General features: G+C 46.6%; 6 protein-coding genes and 1 pseudogene. 2 read left to right on the top strand and 5 right to left on the bottom strand.

The features are described from left to right. On the bottom strand, positions 1 to 243 hold a 243-nt coding region (tnpB, locus tag BIY29_RS19405; protein WP_147437185.1), incomplete at its 3' end, for an IS66 family insertion sequence element accessory protein TnpB. Then, on the bottom strand, positions 237 to 515 hold the full coding sequence (gene tnpA / locus BIY29_RS21100) for an IS66 family insertion sequence element accessory protein TnpA (RefSeq protein ID WP_420808439.1): 279 nt from the start codon (positions 513 to 515) through the stop codon (positions 237 to 239). The genes tnpA and tnpB, both read right to left, overlap by 7 nt. Positions 516 to 614: 99 nt before the next feature. Between tnpA and BIY29_RS19395 the strand changes: the two are divergent. After that, positions 615 to 827 (top strand): annotated as a pseudogene (locus tag BIY29_RS19395) (Hcp family type VI secretion system effector); the annotation flags it as partial. A gap of 442 nt (positions 828 to 1,269) precedes the next feature. Here BIY29_RS19395 and BIY29_RS19380 read toward each other — a convergent pair. From BIY29_RS19380 to BIY29_RS19370, 3 genes are all read right to left on the bottom strand, one after another. Beyond that, a complete protein-coding gene (locus BIY29_RS19380) occupies positions 1,270 to 1,902 on the bottom strand; it encodes a hypothetical protein (RefSeq protein ID WP_121576651.1) in 633 nt (210 codons plus the stop codon). Between the two features lie 370 nt (positions 1,903 to 2,272). Beyond that, complete coding sequence (locus BIY29_RS19375; protein WP_121576650.1) at positions 2,273 to 2,473, bottom strand: hypothetical protein; 201 nt, start codon at positions 2,471 to 2,473, stop codon at positions 2,273 to 2,275. Positions 2,474 to 2,489: 16 nt separating this feature from the next. Continuing rightward, positions 2,490 to 3,647 carry a metallophosphoesterase gene (locus BIY29_RS19370; protein WP_205680386.1) on the bottom strand — a complete coding sequence of 386 codons (1,158 nt, stop codon included), beginning with the start codon at positions 3,645 to 3,647 and terminating at the stop codon, positions 2,490 to 2,492. A 288-nt stretch (positions 3,648 to 3,935) separates the two neighbouring features. Here BIY29_RS19370 and BIY29_RS19365 point away from each other — a divergent pair, with 288 nt between their 5' ends. After that, positions 3,936 to 4,208, top strand: coding sequence for a transposase (locus BIY29_RS19365; RefSeq protein ID WP_121576648.1), 273 nt, complete (start codon positions 3,936 to 3,938; stop codon positions 4,206 to 4,208). Positions 4,209 to 4,384 lie beyond the last annotated feature (176 nt).

Genomic DNA, 4,384 nt, shown 5'->3' with positions numbered 1-4,384 from the left:
GACATCCCCCTGTTTCGGCCAGATAAAATGCCCCTGATGAAGGCGACGAAGACACAGCCAGACGCCGTGCTTGTCCCAACGCAGGACTTTGATACGCGAGCGCGCCTTGTTGCAGAAGACAAAAGCGGCTTCCCCTTGCCAGGGTTGGTGCAGGTGGTCGGTAATGTATTGGGTCAGGGCATCAATCCCCCGGCGCATATCGACCGGCTCGCGCGCCAGCCAGATGTGTTGCGGCGTTAACACAGGGACAGGGCCTGCATCACGGCCCGCAACTGAGCGGGAAGACAGCAGACCGAACACCCGTTGGGGAGGTTGAACGTCACCGTGTCGGCGTCGTTATTCCCTGGCATAACCCGGCGCGCAGGAATGAATGCGGCGGTAGCGGGGACGGTCGCGTCATCGTGATGATGTTTGAGCCAGTAATAAAAGGTGGCCGGGTTCAAATCGTGTTGCCGGCAATAGTGTTGTTTAGTTAACCCGCTCTGTTGCCAGGCGTCGAGATGCTGTTGCCGAATGCCGTTTTGCCATATTTTACCTCAGGTTCGTTTTATTGAGTGAGGGCAGCATGTGGCAGCAGAGTTTTGTTAACAATATGAGTTTGCCGGACGCTTACCACACAACATGCAAAACAAGAGAAGTTTTTCTCCATTCAGATCAATGATGGACTCATATCAGATATCAACCTCGTCATGCCTAACATCATTGATGATGGTGCTGGTCTGATATTGGAGCATATCTCTATCAGATATAAAGATGTTACATGGACGCATCACAAGGCTGGAACCTCTGGTTATGCATTATGGGAAATGACGAAGTTCATGAACTAAATAAGTGCAGGGGAGACCCTGCATTCATTTTTCATCAAGCCATGTGAAGAGTTTCCCTAATCCGAAGCAGACTGCAATGGCGATGACGAGATGAATAGTCTTTTCATTCCACGGAGCATATCCAACCAATAAAATATAGATGATACAAAGAAAGGATATGCTGAAAAGAGAAAATATGATGTTTTTAAATAAAAAATACGCCGATTTTTTTAAGAGTTTAAGCATGTCATATGGCTCAATTCATTTTTTATCGAACCAGTCGGATAACTTCCCTAACCCAATGAAAACAGAAACTGCAATAATTAAATGAACTCTTTTTTCACTCCAGGGTGCATACCCAACGAATAGGATATAACAAATCCAAAAGAAGCATATACTGAAAAGAAACATGGTTATATTGTTTAATATGAAAATAAATGTCTTTTTTAGAAAGGTAATCATATTACTTAATCCTGTATTCTATTTTTTCAATTAATTGATTAAACATTCTATCGCCATACGTTCTTCTCATCTTTATCGCTTCGGTCAGAGGTTCAACATGTTCTTCAAACAGGAAGAAAAGAAAATCTAAATCATCTCTTCTCAACTCTGAATATACTTCAGGATTGTAGCTCCTCAAATACATTGAGCGATATATTGAGCGTTTCGCCATCCCACCAAGCAACAAAATATAATATACCGTGCCAGTAGATACTTTTGGTGCATTGCCGATTCTCTTCGCTATTTGAAAGACCGCTTGTGAAACAAGCATACTACCCGCTACTGAGCCTACTGCTTTATGATAAATTGCTTCTTTTTGAGATTCAGATGCATTCCGGTTAAAGACCTTAAATATTCTTTTTATCGCCTCGATGATTTTTTCTCTTGAGACAATTCCTCTATGAATCGCTTTTATCAATCTTTCCATTTCTCGTGATTTGGCATACCGTGTGTCCGTATCAATAAAATCATAGGCCAGATAGCCAAAATTCTTACCTATCTCTGATATGCCAGAACCCATTCCTTCATAAAAATCCGTAGTGGTTAGCATCTTCACTATACGGTCAGCCAGTTCATCCAAATCTGCTTCGGTCATTGTTATTCCATCCGTGAATGACAAGATTACTTAGTTCAGATTGTAGTGTAATCGGTCAGTGAACGGAATACATTCTTGTTATATTAGTAGCGTGCTATTTATATGAGTGATTATTTCTATTCCTGATGGAAGAAAGGCTCTATAAAGTTTTCCCTTGAATTGGACACAAAATCCGTTGGGGGCATCGTTGGGGGCATGTGTGAAAATAGAACAATAGTATGTTCTTCAGTATCAATAAAATATGCAATAGGTATTGCTCCTATTATTCCAGCGGATCTTTTATTAGCAATAGTGCTAAAGCTGCTAGCCTCGGCCCTTATCGCTAGCTTGGTCAATGTAAAACTAGGCGCTATTGCATCGCCCGCACCGATTATCTGCTCACCTGCCCAGCCAGTTCGGTGCGCTGGGCGATACCGGGTGCCTGCACAGGCGTCATTTGCTGCGTCAGTCCTGTCCGCGCTGCTGCGTAACGCCCCGCCAGATAATATTTTTCATTCTGACCGGACGTCACAACGCGTTTCAGCCAGTATTTCGCCGACGGATGCAGTACAGCGTCTCTGCCCGGCAGCATCCAGACATCGCGCCCGTTATTGCTCGGTTAATAGCTGGGGCGGAAAATCAAGCGTGAAATCCGAGTAACCCGGCGCAACCCCGAAACTGGACTCACCGTTGCGACCGGCATATTTATCAAGCAGCGTCGAATAGGTGTAAAAGTGCATTTTTCTGGTTTCGGTATCGAACTCGATAAACCGCAGCCATCCGGCGCCGCCGTTGGCGGAGTCCGGCTTGCCATCCGGGCCGATGGTATTGCCTTGATAGTCCTGCACCAATTGATAAACCGGGTAACCCGCGTCATTGTTATCGGTACGCAGATTCTGCCCTTGCGATACGCCCGTGACGGTAGGCGTCCAGTCATGTCCGCTCAACAATAAAAATATCTGTTTGTTTTTACGAATAAAGGTATCCCAAACTCCATCCGGGGGAAGATGATCGGTGCCGGAGAAATAAGCGTTATGGTCGTTTGAGCGCGCCGTTTCTCCACTAAAATTCGGATCGAGCCATTCGTGCGTGGTGACGATAACGGGTAGCGTCGGGTGGGAGTCCAGTACGCGCTGCGCCCAGGCCAGGTCGGCGGTCGTCGGCTCCATTTCCAGAGCGAGGTGAAGCATCTGCTTCGAGCCAGCGTTGAATATCTGATAGCTGTTCATACCGTTATTGTAGGCGCCGCCATACCATGCCTTGCCGGCGAAAAAGCGGGAATCGGGGCCGAAATACATATTCCAGGCACTGCCGCCCGCTAGTGGGCGATTGGCGCCCGGACCGCCGTGGCTCTTATACCAAGAGTAGTTATCATAGTCGTGGTTGCCCAGCACCGCGCTGAAAGGAATGTCGGCATCACTCAGCACCGACAGCGCCAGATTGGCATAGTCCCACTCGGTGCGCGTGTCCCATAACGTATATTGGCCGACCATACCGGTGCGGAAACGGCCATCGCCGTGTTGCACCACGTCGCCGACATGGGTGGCGAAGACCAAATTCTTCTCTTTACGAGTATCGACCAAATATTGCATCTGCTGAACGAAAGTATTAACACCGCGCGGCTGCGTCAGGGTAACGTCTGTATAGTTTTGGGTGTCGGAAATAACGGCTACGGTGAATTTTTCCGCATGAGCTGCCCCGCTACCTATCAATGTCGCTACGCCGCAAACGCGCAGCATGGTATGAAGTTGTCTGGAAAATCTCATCAAAACACTCCCGAATCATTAAGTGGATGGAAACGCGGGTAGTGCGGTGCAAACAACGATACGTCATTATGAGCCTCTTACCCGGCTTTCGTGCGAACGTTACCGGTTCAGGTATGCGCTATGGCAGGAAAATGTCTTGCCCTATCGCATACTTAAGGATAATGAGACCGTATGAAGGCAATATGTCGTCTCGGTGACAGGAACGATTAACGGTATGCCCAGGGCCCCCCAGTGTCAGGATGCATGTCACCCCTATCAAAAACTCTAATGGGGTAATGGCGACACGATATGAAACGTATTTCACCAGAACGAAAAGCCTCCACACTGGCCAAATTACTTCCTCTCTACAACATGACGGTCAGCGCAGTTGCGCAAATGGAAGGGATATTGGAAGCTACTCTGTATAACTGGCGGAATCAGGCTAAAACAGAGGGGAAACCAGTGCCAGGTGCAGACAAAAACAGCGAACAGTGGCTGGTGCAAGCCCGTCAGGCGGTGATTCATCACCTGTTAAGAAAAAGAGGGGATGATGGATTTAAAGAGTTTCTGACTAAGGGATGAACGTTCGATTAATTTAGAATCACAGCCAAGATCCGTTTGACAGGAAATTTTCTTTACAGATAAAAAATTTGAAAATGATATTTATCATGACAGGTGAGAGAGTAATTATTTAGATTTTATAGATTATTTATCTCAACATCGGTGATGTTTTTAGGTGCCCAAAGAATCCAGATAAC

The organism is Brenneria alni, from assembly GCF_003666245.1.
GTDB classification, from domain to species: Bacteria; Pseudomonadota; Gammaproteobacteria; order Enterobacterales; family Enterobacteriaceae; genus Brenneria; species Brenneria alni.
Note: the sequence above shows the minus strand (reverse complement) of the source record. Positions and strands in the feature narration are given on the sequence as shown.

Excerpts from the sequence above, each read along its gene's own strand:
- BIY29_RS19380 (WP_121576651.1), bottom strand. The coding sequence starts at position 1,902 with ATGACCGAAGCAGATTTGGATGAACTGGCTGACCGTATAGTGAAGATG.
- BIY29_RS19375 (WP_121576650.1), bottom strand. The coding sequence starts at position 2,473 with ATGCTGCCGGGCAGAGACGCTGTACTGCATCCGTCGGCGAAATACTGG.
- BIY29_RS19370 (WP_205680386.1), bottom strand. The coding sequence starts at position 3,647 with ATGAGATTTTCCAGACAACTTCATACCATGCTGCGCGTTTGCGGCGTA.
- BIY29_RS19365 (WP_121576648.1), top strand. The coding sequence starts at position 3,936 with ATGAAACGTATTTCACCAGAACGAAAAGCCTCCACACTGGCCAAATTA.